Below are 15,237 nucleotides of genomic sequence, written 5' to 3'. Positions count from 1 at the left end.
TTACAAAATCGTAACTGAATATTGGCGAATTTCGCATACGCTTTAAGTCACAACGTCGTAGAATGATACAACCAAAACAGAAAAGCGGACGAATCTTATGTTAGTTGGAATTCCACTAGAACAAAGTAACAGCACAATCAAACCAAAAGAGTGTGCTACCGAAATGTCTGATTACTTGGTAGCGGTTGCAGATACTCGATGCAAACGTTCTTTTGCTAGAGTGTTTAATTATTTTGCGCCACGTCTTCGCTCTTATGCGTTGAAACAAATGGGCAACGAAGCCCTAGCGATGGAGCTAGTGCAGGATACAATGTCTAACGTGTGGCAAAAGGCTCATCTTTTTAATTCTGAGAAAGGCTCGCCCTCTACTTGGATTTTTACGATAGCGAGAAATATTCGCTTCGATATGTTACGCAAGCTACAAAACAGAAAAGAAGACGTTTGTTCTGATGATTTGTGGCCAGTGTTGTGCGAGCAAACAGCAGATGCGAATGAAACTTCGCTTGACGAGCAGGTTACATTAGAACAAATTGGATTTATGTTTGAATCGCTTCCAGCTAAGCAAAAGGCTGTGGTTGAGGCTATTTATATCGACGGTAAGTCACAACAAGAAGTCGCGGATGAGCTTTCTATCCCTCTTGGTACGGTAAAATCGAGAACACGTCTTGCGCTTCAACGGTTAAAGGTCATGCTGAACGACAATGATTAAGTTTCATCCTAGTGCCCGTCAGTTGTCTGATTTTGTTGAGGGCACGCTTTCACCTGCTATATCGTTGATGGTTTCTGCGCACTGCGATATGTGCGAGAAGTGTCAACGCCGAGTTGAAATAGAAACCGAAAGTCTTGCGGCTGAAATGGTTTCTTCAGTTAGCGCCAAAATGGATAACACTATCGACACGTCTTTCCAATTTGGCGACATGCTCTCACAGATTACGGCACTACCTTCAGGTAAACAGTCTGACTTTGGCAGCTATTGTGAAGTCGAGTACCAAGAGCCCTTCAAAAAAGATAGCAGCCGACGTCTACAAGCGAACGTGAGCACGATAGAGTTAGACGGGAGGTCATTTACGTTGCCGAGAACTCTGCATCGTTACATTGACAAAACCGGTAACTGGTCAAGCCTTGTAGGGAAATTGTGGCAGGCGCCTGTAGACTTAGGCAACCAAGGGGTTGCGAATTTTATTTTTATGGGGAGCGGTGGCAGTGTTCCAGAACATACTCATCGTGGTACCGAATACACATTAGTTATTGACGGCGAATTTAGCGATGGTTTAGGGCGTTATGATACCGGCGACTTTATTTTTATGGATGGTGAGAAAACGCATACGCCAAGAGCCGAGGGTAAAGAAGGGTGTTTAGTATTTAGCATAGTTGATCAGCCGCTACACTTTACGTCTGGTCTAGCGCGTCTTTTAAACCCGTTTAGCCATTTGTTTTTTAGGTAGCTCCCCAAAGGTATTGTTTCTAAAGGGTTGAAGCAAAGACGTCTTGAAAGACAAAAATGAAAAAACGCACGTTAGGTGCGTTTTTTGTTTTTACTGATAATAGCTATTTTGCTTAGCTAATGAACTCACTATCTGGATAGTTTAATTTCAGTGTTTTCATTGCATTGTTACGCAACTCTTCCAAACCAAGTTGTTCATAACTCGAAACCATAATTTCAAGCGCTTGTTGAACCTGTGTTGTATTCGGGAAATGCTCAATAACATAACGTCCGCGATTAGCAGCTGCAACGTAAGCCTGACGTCTCATGTAGAAACGGGCAATAGCAATTTCATAACGCGCCAAGCGGTCTTTAATATGCACCATACGTTGTTTTGCGTCCGCAGCATATTTACTGTCTGGATACTGCTGAATTAGCCTACGGAAATCTTCAAATGCCGCGCGAGACTTCGATGGGTCCCTGTCTGTACGGTCTATATTCATTAACTCTTGGAATAAATTGCTATCAGATTCCATGTTAGTTAATCCACGCATGTAATAGGCGTAATCAACATCTGAATGGTTTGGGTTTAGACGAATAAACCTGTCGATGGTGGCTAGGGTTTCTTCGTTTTTGCCCGATTTATAATAGCTATAAATCAAGTCAAGTTGAACCTGGTGAGAAAGTGGTCCAAAAGGATATCGAGAGTCTAGCGCACTTAATGTTTGCGCTGCAGCACTAAAGTTACCAACTTCCATGCTTTGTTTTGCTCTGTCGTACAGTTGCTGCGCGCCCATGTTTGCTAAAACAGCTTTCTCTTCATTATTTGAAGAGCTACATCCTGCGACAGACACCATAGCACCAAGTAAAACGGGTGCCAGTAGACGAAATGATTTCATAATAATTCTATTTTCCTGCTAAACAGTTTTAGTACTTCGCTGTCTAAGCCCATGTGTTAAACAACAACACTTTAATTGCATTCTAACGTACTAACGGTGAGAAAAACCATACAAAAACGTAAACAAGGCAGTGTACAGCGTCAAACCTTGTTATAATACCCTTTTTTAGACGTAATCAATGGTGTTATGACAGAGTCGCCCAACACAATACAATTAGAAGCTTCAACGGAAGCTGCCCATTTTGGTTTACGGTTAGATCAGGTTTTGGCTGATTTGTTCCCTGAATATTCCCGTTCTAAGCTAAAAACTTGGATTCAAGACGGTAATGTGGCGGTAAACGGTGAGGTAATCACTATTCCACGCCATAAAATGCAGATGGAAGAGGTTGTTACCGTTTGCGCCGAGATGGATGTTCAAGTTACAAGTGAAGCGCAAGATATTGCCTTGGATATTGTCTATGAAGACGATCATATCTTAGTAATAAACAAACCAGCCGATTTGGTTGTGCACCCTGGTGCAGGTAATCCAAGTGGTACCGTGCTCAATGCGCTTTTAAATCACGTACCCGAAATTGATAAGGTTCCTCGCGCAGGTATTGTTCACCGCCTCGATAAAGATACGACGGGCTTAATGGTGGTAGCAAAAACTATCCCAGCGCAAACTCATCTTGTCGATCAGCTTCAGCGTCGAGAAATGAGTCGAGAGTACGAAGCGATAGCTTTAGGTACAATGGTAGCGGGCGGGATCGTTGATGAACCCATAGGAAGACATGCGACTAAGCGAACTCACATGGCGGTGCGCGAGTCAGGTAAGCCTGCAGTTACGCATTTCCGCGTTATCGAAAAGTTCAGGGCTTACACCCATTTACGTCTTAAACTAGAGACGGGCCGTACTCATCAAATACGTGTGCATATGGCTCATATAAAGCATCCCTTATTGGGTGATCAAGTTTATGGCGGGCGTCCTCGTTTACCAAAAGGTGCTTCTGAGGAGTTTATTGCTGCTCTTCGCGGTTTCAAGCGTCAAGCACTTCATGCGGCTCAACTTTCTCTATTTCACCCAGATACTGAAGAGTGGATGACGTGGAAAGCGCCTTTACCTCAAGATATGCAGGACATGTTGAAATCGGTGAAAAAGGACAGCGAAGAAAACCCTCAAGACATGCTCTAAGCGGGTGAGAGGCCTATGCAAAATTCACATCAAGACATATCGACGTCAGCGACACTCAAATTGATCACGCCCGAGTGGACTTGTCCGTCTAACGTTGTGGCTTACACGACGACTCGAGCGGGTGGCGTTAGCATGGGGGATTTTGCAGGCTTGAATGTTGGGGCTCACGTAGGCGACGACTTACTTTTGGTTAAAGCCAACAGAAGTCTTCTGCCTAACGGAGACAAAATCACATGGTTGGAGCAGATACACAGCAACCGTGTGGTTTCACTACCCAGCTTAGATACAACCGCAGATGCGGCTTATTCAACGTCAAAATCTCATTTCTGTGCAGTAATGACCGCAGACTGTGTACCTATCTTATTATGCGATGTGAAAGGGCGAGAGGTAGCGGCTGTTCACGCTGGCTGGAAAGGTCTTCACACTAATATTATCAAAAACACGCTTTTAAATTTTACCTGTCCGAGAAATGAAATTATGGCGTGGATTGGGCCCGCTATTAGTCAGCCCTGCTACGAGGTAGATGCAGAAATAGCGGGTTCGTTTCTTCATATTCAAGGTGTCGTGATACCAAGTAGCAATCAAGACAGATATTTATTGAACTTACCCAAGATAGCGCAGGCTCAACTCGCGCAGGCAGGTGTCGAGAATGTAACGCAAAGTAACTTATGTACTTATTCTGATGAACATCACTTTTATTCTCACCGTAGGGCGACCCATCAACAAAAGCGGACTACAGGTAGAATGGTCAGCGTGATTGGTATACGCTAATTTCAGTGTTTGCTCACCTCTAGATGGGCTGGTAAAAACTCGGTCAACCAAATCAAAGTTTGCGCTATATCAAATCCTCATTAGTCTTTTTCATCTTTTTGGCTATCTTTTAGCGCTTATACTTGAATCACAATTCAGCTGCCTACATAACTAGACTATAAATAATTGTTCATTTTTTAGGTTGAGATTATGAGACTAGATAGATTTACCAGTAAATTTCAGCTCGCGATTTCCGATGCTCAATCACTCGCATTGGGGCGAGACCATCAATATATTGAACCTGTTCACCTTATGACTGCCATGCTTAATCAGCAAGGTGGTTCAGTTCGTCCACTGCTAGATCAGGCCAATATTAATGTAAATGCGCTGCGCTCAGCATTGAGTCAGGCTATTGAGCGTTTACCCCGCATTGAAGGTATAGGTGGCGATGTTCAGTTAAGCAAAGACAGCGGTATATTGCTTAACCTTTGCGACAAAATTGCGCAGCAGCGAAAAGATGAATACATCACATCAGAAATTTTTGTTCTAGCAGCATTACAAGATAAAGGCCGATTGGGTGAGATTTTTAAAAGCTTAAACATCACCAAAGAAGCCATTGAAACCGCGATAGACGACATGCGTGGTGGTCAGAAGGTGACAGACCCGAACGCGGAAGACGTGCGACAAGCCCTTGAGAAGTACACGACAGACTTAACCGAACGGGCTGAGCAAGGCAAGCTTGACCCCGTTATTGGGCGAGATGATGAGATTCGACGTACCGTGCAGGTACTGCAACGTAGAACCAAAAACAACCCTGTGCTTATCGGTGAGCCAGGTGTGGGTAAAACCGCGATTGTTGAAGGTTTAGCTCAGCGTATCATTAATGGTGAAGTGCCAGAGGGGCTCAAAAACAAGCGCGTGTTAGCTCTTGATATGGGATCGTTAGTCGCTGGCGCCAAATATCGCGGTGAGTTTGAAGAGCGTTTGAAGGCCGTGCTGAACGAATTGGCGAAAGAAGAAGGACGCGTTATTTTATTCGTTGACGAGCTACACACCATGGTCGGAGCAGGAAAGGGCGACGGTGCAATGGATGCGGGGAATATGCTTAAACCTGCGCTGGCCCGTGGTGAGCTTCACTGTGTGGGCGCAACTACGCTAGACGAATATCGTCAGTACATTGAAAAAGATGCAGCGCTAGAGCGTCGTTTCCAAAAAGTCTTGGTTGAAGAGCCAAGCGTTGAAGACACCATCGCCATCTTACGGGGGCTTAAAGAGCGCTACGAGCTTCATCACTCGGTGGATATCACTGACCCTGCCATCGTTGCAGCCGCCAGTTTGTCCCATCGCTATATAAGCGACCGTCAGCTACCGGATAAGGCCATTGACCTTATCGATGAAGCGGCATCTAGCATTCGTTTGCAAATAGACTCTAAGCCGGAAGAAATGGACCGACTAGAGCGCCGTATTATTCAGCTGAAGTTAGAAGAGCAGGCGCTTGCGAAAGAAACGGACGATGCAAGTCATAAAAGACTTGAAATGATTGAGCTAGAGCGTGAGCAAGCGGAAACCAAATATTCAGAGCTCGAAAAAGTATGGCTGGATGAAAAAGACGCCATGCAGGGTACCCAAACTATTAAGGGCGAGCTTGAGCAAGCCAAACTAGATTTGGAAATTGCGCGACGGGCTTCTGATTTAAATCGCATGTCGGAACTTCAGTATGGTCGAATTCCTGAGCTTGAGGCCAAGCTTGAGCAGGCGGCTGAAAATGAAACCCGAGAAACAACCTTACTTAAAAACAAAGTAACCGATGCTGAAATTGCAGACGTGCTTTCACGGTGGACGGGAATTCCAGTGGCAAGAATGCTGGAAGGTGAGCGCGAAAAATTACTTCGCATGGAAGACGTTCTTCATAAACGCGTGGTTGGTCAAGAAGAGGCCGTTGAGGCCGTATCAAATGCAATACGTCGCTCTAGAGCCGGTCTTGCGGATCCAAATCGTCCAATTGGTTCCTTCCTTTTTTTAGGGCCAACGGGGGTAGGAAAAACTGAGCTGTGCAAAGCGTTAGCTGGTTTCATGTTTGATACTGAAGACGCCATGATACGCATCGATATGTCTGAATTCATGGAGAAGCATTCTGTGGCGCGTTTAGTTGGCGCTCCTCCAGGCTACGTTGGCTATGAAGAAGGTGGTTATTTAACTGAAGCAGTGCGCCGTAAGCCTTATTCAGTAATATTGTTGGACGAAGTTGAAAAGGCGCATCCTGATGTATTCAACATTCTGCTTCAGGTGCTTGATGACGGCAGGCTTACTGACGGACAAGGACGCACTGTAGATTTTAAAAATACCGTTGTGATCATGACGTCTAACTTGGGCTCAGACATCATTCAAGATAAGCATAACGAAAGTCAGTATGATGAAATGAAGGGAATGGTAATGAACGTTGTAGGGCAGCATTTCAGGCCCGAGTTCATTAACCGGGTGGATGACATTGTAGTATTCCATCCACTTGGGAAAGAGCAAATTAAGTCTATTGCTAAAATTCAGCTTGCTTCTCTTCGCGCAAGATTGGCAGAAAAAGGGTATAAACTTTCGTTGTCTGCGGCCGCCATGGACAAGTTGGCCGATGCGGGCTTCGACCCAGTGTTTGGCGCACGTCCGCTTAAGCGAGCGATACAAGTGCAGGTGGAAAACCCGCTTGCGCATCAGTTGTTAGCAGGGGAGTTAATACCCGAATCAACAGTGCGCATAGATGCCGACGACAGCGGGCTCTTTATTGTCAGCAACTAAGACGTATTGAGATTAACTGCTTCAAAGGCACTGGAAACAGTGCCTTTTTTATTGCCTTATTACTGCTTTTTCCTTTAGTTTACCAGCTAGAGCAAACTTAGCGCAGGTGTTAGGAGTTATTCATGCAAACAGCCCCAATTATTGACGCATTTAAACGCGTACTCGGGGAAGGTAATCTTGCCGTTGGTAAACGTCAAACCGAACATTACCGAAAAGGGTGGCGATCGGGCGAGGGCGAAGCATTAGCGGTACTTTTTCCACAAACACTAATGCAATATTGGGAAGTGCTTAAGGTTTGCGTTGAATATAACTGTATCATCATTATGCAGGCCGCTAAAACGGGTTTGACTGAAGGTTCTACACCAAGCGGAAATGATTACGATAGACCTGTGGTGGTTATTAACACCTTAGCCATGGATGATATCGTTCTAATAAACGATGGTAGGCAGGTGTTGAGTTTTCCAGGGGCAACCCTGTTTAAGCTGGAAAAAATGTTGAAGCCACTAGGGCGCGCGCCACATTCGGTGATTGGGTCTTCGTGTTTAGGGGCGTCTATCGTTGGTGGCGTAGCAAACAATTCAGGTGGCGCGCTTGTCAAAAGAGGGCCTGCGTATACAGAGCTATCCTTATTCGCTCAAATAGATGAAAACGGCGAGCTAAAGCTGGTTAATCATTTAGGGATAGACTTGGGTGAAACACCTGAAGAAATTATCGGAAATCTTTCTTCTGGTAACTTTTCAAAATCACTCCCAGAAACGAGTAAGAAAGCGTCAGCCAGTGACTATGAAGAAATCGTTCGAGATGTAAATGCTGATACGCCGAGTCGTTTCAATGCCGATCCAACAAGGCTTTATGAAGCCAGTGGCTGTGCGGGCAAAATTGCCGTTTTTGCCGTGCGCTTAGACACATTTGAAGTACCTAAAAAAGAACAAACGTTTTACATCGGCACGAACGATGCTGCTGTACTTACCCGCATCCGCAGAGATATTCTGTCAACGTTTGATAATGTTCCTGAAGTAGGTGAATACCTGCATAGAGAAATATTTGATATTGCAGATATGTATGGCAAAGATACGATATTAAGTATTGAACGTTTAGGCACAGATGCACTACCTAAAATGTTTGCACTTAAAGGGCGGGTGGATGCTGTGCTCAAAAAACTGCCTTTTATGCCTCGTTACCTAAGCGACAGAGTTATGCAGTTTGGGAGTAAGCTTTTCTCTGACCAAATCCCCGCAAGCTTAAGAGCCTACCGCGACAAGTACGAGCACCATCTTATCCTTAAAATGAGCGATGAAGGTATTGAGGAGGCTCGCAGACTTATGACCAAGCTGTTTAAGGAAGAGAAACTAGACGGAGACTACATTACTTGTAACGAAGAGGAAGCATCTAAAGCCTTTTTACTCCGCTTCGCAGCGGCAGGTGCCGCAGTGCGTTATCAAATGATGCATCACGAGCAAGTAGGCGAAATTCTTGCCTTAGATATCGCATTACGTCGTAATGACGAGTTTTGGGTAGAAAAATTGCCTGAGCATATAGCCAAACATATTGAAAAGCCGCTTTATTACGGTCATTTCTTTTGCCACGTTTTCCATCAAGATTACATACTTAAAAAAGGCAGCGACCCCAAAAAAGTAAAGGCGGATATGTTGGCACTATTAGATAGCCGAGGCGCTAAATATCCTGCCGAGCATAACGTCGGCCATTTGTATGAAGCTGAGAGTACTCTACAAAAGTTTTACAGAGGACTAGACCCTACCAATATCTTTAACCCAGGTATTGGTAAGATGGAAAAGCACAAACGCAATTGTTCGTGCTGTGTTTAGTTGTGGATTGTTAGAACGCTATTACAGGCTTTCTAGTAACGCTTTAGCTTGTGGGCGCTTAAAGAAAGGGCGCTCAACACCAACTGCATACTCTAGTTCTTTTTTCGCTTCCTCAATTCTATTCAATTTTGCAAGGGTGTAGCCAAGGTGGTAGCGAATGTTAGGGTCGTTAGCGTCCCTTGCGAAAGCGTCTCTAAGCATTTTAAGACTACCCTCATAATCTCCCTGCAGAGCTTTAATGTGCCCGAAGGTGTCTAGTATTTTTGATGAATTAGGCTGTAACTCGTAGGCTTGCCGTGCATAGTTTTTCGCGGTAACGAGAGACTTTTCTATATGCATGATGGCTAGGCGGTTAAAAGCTTCAGCTGGGTTGAGAAGATTCGGCTCTTCAACAAGTTCTTTGTATAGTGCTATGGATTCGTCAAACTCTTGAATAAAGAAAAGGTACTGTGCCAGCAAGTTTTTCGCCAGCAGGTTGTTTTCATTTTCGTTCACCAATTTGCGTGCAGTATTTAAAAATACGTCAACAAACTGTTCGTTTAAGGCGTAGTTGTAGATCGCAACAAAGGCCTGGGCAAAAGAAGCGTCGACTTCTAGCGCTTTTTCAAAAGCGTTAATCGCACTTTCATTATTGCCTTTATTTGCAGCTAATCTTCCTTTCAAAAAATGGTAAACCGGGTTTTGTTGCTGGTTTGTAGGAATGGTCGCTAACAACGACTGTGCTTTATCGTTTTTCTGCAAATCTAACAATAAGCTGGTATAGCGCAACGTAACAAATGTACTTGTGTCGGCTATTTCGTACGCACGAGCCATGGCGTCTAACGCACTCTCATTATCACCAATATTACGGGCTTGGTCGGCATAGGCAATTAATTTACCCGCGTCATCATTAATAAAATTTCTTACAATGCTTAGCGTTTTTTCGGCGTCGGCACGTTGATTACTAGCAAGCTGAAGGGCAGCTTTACGAAGAAGGTAGTCAGCATTGTCGAAGTCATCTTTTATTAGCAGGTCTAAGTGATACAGTGCACTCTTGGTATCGCCTTGTTGCTGATACAAAGAAGAAACGCGTTCCCTAGCACCGATATTCGACGGCGTAAGTGTTAGTAAATCGAGATAGATTTGCTTTGCTTCATCTACCTTGCCTGCTTTGGTCAAATTAAACGCTTTTAGCATGAGCGTTTCATTATGCTGTGGTGACAAAGTAAGAAGTTCTTCAATCAATTGATTAGAAGTTTCTACGTTGCCCAAGCGACTTTCTGTAGCCGCCAAATTGAATTTTGCAGGAAAGAGAGTAGGGTTCTGCGCCAGCGCTTTCTCGATATTATCTTTAGCTTCTTCTAATTGCCCCTGTCTAATCAAGATGCCAGCTTTAAGGTTGTATACTTCAGCTTCGTCAGGATAAAGTTCACTCAGCAGGTTTGCACCTTTTAATGCATTGTCAAACTTCTGCGCCTGTAAATTCATTAATGAATAAGTGAAAAGAAAACCTGCGTTATCTTTGTAGTTAGGTAAATTAGTTTCGAGGATCGAAAGTGCTTCGTCCTGTTTCCCCCTCGCTGCCATCAGTTTAATTTTAAAAAGCTGAAGCTTATTTTCACTTGGGTACTTATATTCAAGGTTTTGCAACAGTCGTTCAGCTTTAAAGGCCTTGTTTTGGCGAATAAATAGGTCACCTAGAAGAAGTGCAGAATCAGGATCTTCCATTAACGCATCTTGATGACGCTCAAGCAGCGCAAGCGCTTGTTTGTCTTGCTGTGTTGCCATATAGACTTGGCTTAGCATTAATACTGCCTGCAGGTCATCAGGCTCCTGCTGTAAATAGGCATTAAAATCTTTTGCGGCTGTTTCCATGTTGTTATTAAAGAAATTCGTTAAACCGCTTATGTACAGCAACATGGGTTGAGAGGTTATCAGCTCAGGGTCGAGCTGCGCCATGAAATCGTTAAGCTCTTTTAGCTTTGCATTATCAATAGCTTGCTGGTTGTCTCTACTTTGTAGCCAGCTGTTGAGTAATATGGCTAGCGGATCGTTAGGCGTGTCTTCAATAATTTCATCCACGAAAAGCTTAGCCGTATCATAGTCTTTCGCTTCTAAATACAAGTCCACTAGGTTACGCAGGGCTATAGGGTCATCGCGGTTAAACGTTAGTGCTTTTTGTAAATGCGCGGTTGCTGCGACGGTATCACCTTGTCGGTAAGCAAGCTGGCCCTTCAATCGCCATGTGATTGCGTTTTCTGGTTCTAAAGACATGGCTTTATCGATAAGAGAATTCGCTTTTGCTAAGTCTTCATTTTGAAGGGCAATAGAGGCTAGGCCGTTTATAGCTGGCACGAAGTTAGGTGTGCGTGAGACTATAGTGTTGTAGTCCCGTAGGGCGCATTGCTCATCTTCCAGTCTAGTGCACGCAGTTGCACGAATCATTAACCACTCGCGCTCTGCTTCACCCGACAGCTTGGTTAAATCAGCAAAGTCGACAATCTCCTGATATCTGTTCAAAAACAACCAAGTGTTGCCGAGAGGCTCTGCCAGAAGATTAATATCGGCACCCATTTCCAGCGCTTCTACAAACTCCATCTCGGCCGCAGTAAGATAGCCATTAATAAGCAGTATTTCGCCCATGAGGATTTTTGCAGCTAGGTTTTCAGGGTCTTTCTGTAAGCTATTTTTTAGGTGGATATAGGCTTCGTCGTACTCGTTTTGATTAAACGCAGTAAGCGCTTTTTCATAGTCCTCTGAGGTGGTAGCGAAACTGTTAAAAGCGATTAATGATGAGGCAACTGCGGAAACGAGTGTGCGTTTCACGATGCCCTTTTTATTATTAAAGAAATCCATATAAACCTTCGATACATAGCCAAGCTGATGGCTGAAAAATAGCATAAAAAAAGGTGGCCTGAGCCACCTTTTAAAGATACGTGCTTTTTACGCGTTTTTAAACAATTATACGCGACGCTTACGTCTGTAAAGCACAAGCCCCAAACCTAGACTCATCAGTGCTAGAGCACCTGGCTCGCTGACTTCAGTTGGAGGTAGAGTCGTTTCATTTTCTAACCCAACGGTAAGTGAAGAAAGTTTAAAACCTACGTTATTGATAGAACCGCTCGCGCTCTGGTCGAATACGGTATTGTAGGCGCCAACAAGCCAATACTTAGCGGCGGTTAGATTCTTTGTGAATGAAGATTCGTAATAGTTCTCTGAATTTTTTGTTTCGCTAATGTCAAAATGGCCAAGTGCGCCAGTAATTACAGTGTCACTTACATCTGACCACGTAAAGTCACTAGTGCCGGTAAACAAAGCGTTAGCGCTATTATAATCGAGACCTGCAACAGTGACATCGTTCTCTTCGCCGCCATCATGGTAATTTGCAGAAAAAGTTCCGCCAGTTAAGACCACTTCTTGGTCAAACGAAAGTAGGATCATGTCAAAGTCTCTTGAACCATGATCATTGAAGTTGTCAACAGAATGGCTGTCTCCCCAAGGCACATAATTTCCATTACTATTATTATACCAAACTTGATCTTGGTTCGTCATACCGTAACCGTATGCTCGTGTGCCAGATATACAATTTCCATAGCTATTGATGCTGCAGTTTGTGTAATCGACCAGAGTCGCTTCTTTCACAGACTCATCTTCTGTACCTTCATCCCATGTATTGGTGTTGAAGTCATAGGTCAGTGCCTTACTTCCTGTGTCACTCCATGCAGAAACAGAAACTTTTACGTTAATGCCGTCAATCATAATACCTTGAGAAGCATCGGTACCCGAAAAGATATTGGTAGTACGGGTACTTCCAACACCGTCAACAAGCGTGTAAATTGCTTCATCTAATGCTCTGTCGCTAGCATAAATGCTTGTACTAAACGGAAGGAATAAAAGAGGAATACTTAAAAATTGCTTCAATTTCATTTTTGGACCACAACGACTATGAAAATATTTCCATGTCTAATGCATTTAATGTGCCACTTTCTAGGTGTATAATTTTATTGTTCTTTTTTGTGGGTTTGATTGGTTTGAGTAAAAAAAACTGACAGGTTGGACCACCTGTCATTGATCTAAAGTCTAATTTTCTTAAATGGATTTTTTACGGCGCCACATGACGAATAGAGAGCAAGTCATTAGTAGGCCGATAGTTCCAGGCTCAGACACTTCGGTTGTATCCGGTGTACCCATTGTTTCTGTGACAGAGAAACCAATATTGGCAAGTTTGAACGCGTCGTTACCTATTCTTCCGTCGGTTTCACCAAATACAGTGTTGTACGCTCCCACCAACCAATATTGGGCCGACTCAGTGAACGTAAAGTCAGCGCGGTGATCTAAATATTCACAATTTTCTATGTCAAACGATGCTGAAGTTAGTGCATCTGCAACTATATCACTCCACGTGTTAACGCCAGAAGTTAATTTCGCCGTATTGCCAAGCGCTGCTACAGAGACTTGACTGTCGTTACTATTGTATAGCCAAGAAAAGCTAGCGCCGGTAAGCGTTACCGCAGAATCGAACGATAGCAACACAAAATCATAATCCCGTTCTACGTTTGTGAATCTGTAGTAGTCCGAGTTATCGCTACCGCTGGAAAAGTAGTTTAGATTATCAATGGCATGGTCTGCACTGCCACGGTAATTTGATTCATCATTATTAGTAACACCATAAGCCCATTTATCAGATATTTTCTCTAGCTTCGCGCCGACTACGGTTTCTCCAGTAATTCCCTGCGTATCAGAAAAGGCAGACATGTCTATATTTAGTCCGTCTATTTGAACAATGGCATTATCTGTTGGAGAGTTCTGAGTTACTTTGTTATCTACCAAGTCATAATTGTATTCACCTAACGGTGAATTGCATACTTTGCTTTGTTCTGATGTTTGACTTGACGAACCGCAATGTGAATAACTCTGCTTGGTATAATAGTAGGTGGCATATGCTGAATTAGCACTTAACGTGGATAGCAAAGCCGTGGAGACTAGTAATACAGACTTCAAAGAAAAGTGTTTTGGAAGTAATAGCATAATTGCTTTCCTATAAAAGAAGCGCTTTTCGCTTCTAGTACATACTAAGATAGCGTTGCACCTTTCTATTGGCGCACACTTAGTAGGTACCTAATTTCAACATGGACTTGTATGATATATGAACGGTGACCTATTTAAGGTATGTTGCCGTATACCTAGTTATTAGTCTTAGTTGATGGGATACGTCAGTCGACGAAGGTTTCTAGGGGTAGCTGCAAGCAATGTCGGCGGAAAATATTGACGGTTCTTTGTTGACCACGTTGCTAGATTGAAGCTGCGTAAGAATGAGTGGGAAAAGACACTGGATTCTTACTATGCTATGCGTTCACGCATATCTATGAAATAATTAACGCAATTGTATATGTAGAAGTACGAGGACATATGTCTGAACAAAAACGTAAAGGGATATACTTACTTCCCAACTTGTTGACAACAGCCGGATTGTTTTCTGGTTTCTTTGCTGTTGTTTCGTCAATGAACGGCCGGTTCGAAGCCGCAGCAGTGGCTATTTTCGTCGCTATGATTTTTGATGGCTTAGATGGGCGCGTGGCAAGGATGACGAATACTCAAAGCGACTTCGGTGCTGAGTATGACTCTATGGCCGATATGGTTTCTTTCGGTGTAGCGCCTGCACTTGTTGCTTACAACTGGGGGTTGACCGAGTTGGGCAAACTAGGTTGGTTGGCTGCCTTTATATATGTAGCTGGTGCAGCGCTTCGCTTGGCTCGTTTTAATACGCAGGTGGGTGTTGCTGACAAGCGCTTCTTCCAAGGGCTTGCAAGTCCTGCAGCAGCAGCTGTTGTTTCTGGCCTTGTATGGGTTGGTGTAGAATACGACGCTGTGGGTACTGATTACGGTTTCATTGTCGCTGCAGTAACTGGCTTAGCTGGGCTATTGATGGTTAGTAACTTTAAGTACAATTCTTTTAAAGAGGTAAACTGGCACGGCAAGGTTCCATTTGTTGGGCTGCTTTTAGTACTACTTATATTTGTTGTTGTGGCAACAGAGCCAGCATTAGTATTGTTCTTAGTGTTTGCTTTGTATGCACTAGCTGGGCCTATCAATACTTTTCGTACCGTTGATAAGGTAACCTTAGATGATGTAGTCGGCGATCACGAAGAAGACGCAGACTTTAATACTGACAAAAAGAAGCAGAGCGAAGGTGAAGACGTTTCTAAATAATAACTGATCAATTATATGCCTCTAATAAGAGGGTAAATCTTCCCTTATAGTTACAGAGCAAAACATATTTCAGTTATTCTGCCCGCTAAATGAGCTGGTAGTATAAAAAGCGACCGAAAAGTCGCTTTTTTTATATTTATTTCAAAAAACAGTTGACGTGAGCGCTCATTTCCCTAAAATTCGCATCCGCTTC

The 15,237-nt window shown here is 43.6% G+C and carries 11 protein-coding genes; 7 read left to right on the top strand and 4 right to left on the bottom strand.

Going from position 1 to position 15,237, the window contains the following annotated elements:
* Window positions 1-97 precede the first annotated feature (97 nt).
* On the top strand, window positions 98-709 hold the full coding sequence (locus GVO62_RS16910; RefSeq protein ID WP_105931732.1) for a sigma-70 family RNA polymerase sigma factor: 612 nt from the start codon (window positions 98-100) through the stop codon (window positions 707-709).
* Window positions 702-1,445 (top strand): ChrR family anti-sigma-E factor, encoded by a 744-nt coding sequence (locus GVO62_RS16905; protein WP_159120251.1) that lies wholly within the window; start codon window positions 702-704, stop codon window positions 1,443-1,445. The genes GVO62_RS16910 and GVO62_RS16905 overlap by 8 nt, the downstream gene beginning before the upstream one ends.
* Window positions 1,446-1,557: 112 nt before the next feature.
* Here GVO62_RS16905 and GVO62_RS16900 read toward each other — a convergent pair whose 3' ends face one another.
* The gene (locus tag GVO62_RS16900) at window positions 1,558-2,322 is read right to left on the bottom strand and encodes an outer membrane protein assembly factor BamD (protein WP_159120250.1); all 765 of its coding nucleotides are present in this window, start codon (window positions 2,320-2,322) and stop codon (window positions 1,558-1,560) included.
* Between the two features lie 186 nt (window positions 2,323-2,508).
* Here GVO62_RS16900 and rluD point away from each other — a divergent pair, with 186 nt between their 5' ends.
* From rluD to dld, 4 genes are all read left to right on the top strand, one after another.
* Complete coding sequence (rluD, locus tag GVO62_RS16895) at window positions 2,509-3,492, top strand: 23S rRNA pseudouridine(1911/1915/1917) synthase RluD (protein ID WP_159120249.1); 984 nt, start codon at window positions 2,509-2,511, stop codon at window positions 3,490-3,492.
* Window positions 3,493-3,507: 15 nt separating this feature from the next.
* On the top strand, window positions 3,508-4,263 hold the full coding sequence (gene pgeF, locus GVO62_RS16890; RefSeq protein ID WP_159120248.1) for a peptidoglycan editing factor PgeF: 756 nt from the start codon (window positions 3,508-3,510) through the stop codon (window positions 4,261-4,263).
* 189 nt (window positions 4,264-4,452) lie between these two features.
* Window positions 4,453-7,029 (top strand): ATP-dependent chaperone ClpB, encoded by a 2,577-nt coding sequence (gene clpB, locus GVO62_RS16885; protein WP_159120247.1) that lies wholly within the window; start codon window positions 4,453-4,455, stop codon window positions 7,027-7,029.
* A gap of 122 nt (window positions 7,030-7,151) precedes the next feature.
* Window positions 7,152-8,855 carry a D-lactate dehydrogenase gene (dld, locus tag GVO62_RS16880; protein WP_159120246.1) on the top strand — a complete coding sequence of 568 codons (1,704 nt, stop codon included), beginning with the start codon at window positions 7,152-7,154 and terminating at the stop codon, window positions 8,853-8,855.
* Between the two features lie 21 nt (window positions 8,856-8,876).
* On the opposite strand, the gene prsT is transcribed toward dld, so the two are convergent.
* The 3 genes from prsT to xdp1 (GVO62_RS16865) all read right to left on the bottom strand — a co-directional run bounded on the left by prsT (window position 8,877) and on the right by xdp1 (GVO62_RS16865) (window position 13,862).
* Window positions 8,877-11,735, bottom strand: coding sequence for an XrtA/PEP-CTERM system TPR-repeat protein PrsT (gene prsT / locus GVO62_RS16875; protein ID WP_236547216.1), 2,859 nt, complete (start codon window positions 11,733-11,735; stop codon window positions 8,877-8,879).
* A gap of 60 nt (window positions 11,736-11,795) precedes the next feature.
* Window positions 11,796-12,761, bottom strand: coding sequence for an exosortase-dependent surface protein XDP1 (gene xdp1, locus GVO62_RS16870; protein ID WP_159120245.1), 966 nt, complete (start codon window positions 12,759-12,761; stop codon window positions 11,796-11,798).
* A gap of 162 nt (window positions 12,762-12,923) precedes the next feature.
* Entirely contained in the window at window positions 12,924-13,862 is a 939-nt protein-coding gene (gene xdp1, locus GVO62_RS16865) for an exosortase-dependent surface protein XDP1 (RefSeq protein WP_159120244.1), read from the bottom strand.
* 381 nt (window positions 13,863-14,243) lie between these two features.
* Here xdp1 (GVO62_RS16865) and pssA point away from each other — a divergent pair, with 381 nt between their 5' ends.
* Complete coding sequence (gene pssA / locus GVO62_RS16860) at window positions 14,244-15,044, top strand: CDP-diacylglycerol--serine O-phosphatidyltransferase (RefSeq protein ID WP_159120243.1); 801 nt, start codon at window positions 14,244-14,246, stop codon at window positions 15,042-15,044.
* The last annotated feature ends 193 nt before the right edge of the window (window positions 15,045-15,237 follow it).

The sequence above is a fragment of the Alteromonas sp. KUL150 genome (genome assembly GCF_009811475.1).
GTDB classification, from domain to species: domain Bacteria; phylum Pseudomonadota; class Gammaproteobacteria; order Enterobacterales; family Alteromonadaceae; genus Alteromonas; species Alteromonas gracilis.
The sequence above is the reverse complement of the archived record's forward strand: the minus strand, read 5'-3'. Positions and strand labels throughout refer to the sequence as shown.

Excerpts from the sequence above, each read along its gene's own strand:
- GVO62_RS16910 (WP_105931732.1), top strand. The coding sequence starts at position 98 with ATGTTAGTTGGAATTCCACTAGAACAAAGTAACAGCACAATCAAACCA.
- GVO62_RS16905 (WP_159120251.1), top strand. The coding sequence starts at position 702 with ATGATTAAGTTTCATCCTAGTGCCCGTCAGTTGTCTGATTTTGTTGAG.
- GVO62_RS16900 (WP_159120250.1), bottom strand. The coding sequence starts at position 2,322 with ATGAAATCATTTCGTCTACTGGCACCCGTTTTACTTGGTGCTATGGTG.
- rluD (WP_159120249.1), top strand. The coding sequence starts at position 2,509 with ATGACAGAGTCGCCCAACACAATACAATTAGAAGCTTCAACGGAAGCT.
- pgeF (WP_159120248.1), top strand. The coding sequence starts at position 3,508 with ATGCAAAATTCACATCAAGACATATCGACGTCAGCGACACTCAAATTG.
- clpB (WP_159120247.1), top strand. The coding sequence starts at position 4,453 with ATGAGACTAGATAGATTTACCAGTAAATTTCAGCTCGCGATTTCCGAT.
- dld (WP_159120246.1), top strand. The coding sequence starts at position 7,152 with ATGCAAACAGCCCCAATTATTGACGCATTTAAACGCGTACTCGGGGAA.
- prsT (WP_236547216.1), bottom strand. The coding sequence starts at position 11,735 with ATGCTATTTTTCAGCCATCAGCTTGGCTATGTATCGAAGGTTTATATG.
- xdp1 (WP_159120245.1), bottom strand. The coding sequence starts at position 12,761 with ATGAAATTGAAGCAATTTTTAAGTATTCCTCTTTTATTCCTTCCGTTT.
- xdp1 (WP_159120244.1), bottom strand. The coding sequence starts at position 13,862 with ATGCTATTACTTCCAAAACACTTTTCTTTGAAGTCTGTATTACTAGTC.
- pssA (WP_159120243.1), top strand. The coding sequence starts at position 14,244 with ATGTCTGAACAAAAACGTAAAGGGATATACTTACTTCCCAACTTGTTG.